This is a genomic window from Cellulomonas sp. P4_A2 (genome assembly GCF_056402515.1).
This window is the reverse complement of sequence record NZ_JBFUHG010000137.1, coordinates 1-425: the sequence shown is the minus strand read 5'-3', so window position 1 is coordinate 425 and position 425 is coordinate 1. Positions and strand designations below refer to the sequence as shown.

The 425-nt window shown below is 63.3% G+C and carries 1 protein-coding gene; it reads right to left on the bottom strand.

All coding sequences use genetic code 11. The annotated features are described in order from the left end of the window. On the bottom strand, positions 1 to 249 hold a 249-nt coding region (locus tag AC1DUE_RS20440), incomplete at its 3' end, for an MFS transporter (RefSeq protein WP_477041232.1). Positions 250 to 425 lie beyond the last annotated feature (176 nt).

Sequence of the window (425 nt, the reverse complement as noted above, 5' to 3'; positions counted from 1 at the left end):
CCGGACGCGGCGGATGAACAGCCCCATCAGGAGCAACAGCATGCGTTTGCGGGTGACCCGGGTGCCGAGGACCGTCATCAGCGGGGCGCCCAGTACGACACCGAGGGCGTAGCCCGTGACCAGGAATCCTGCGGTCGGGATCGAGACCTGGAAGTCCGCAGCAACCTCGGGGAGCAGCCCCATGATCACGAACTCGGTGGTTCCGATACCGAATGCCCCGATGGCGAGGGCGAGGAGCGCGAGCGGCATGGGTTTCACCTTCCCAGAAGATTGCATCTGCGCCTTACAAGCGTCGACAATAATTGCAGACGCCGATTAATTGCAAGCGCGGGCTATTGCAGATGTCCCCTATCCTGGACGGAAGCAGCTCCCGCACGGAGGAGAGACCATGACAGCGACGGATCCCGCACTGACCGCCCTCTCCC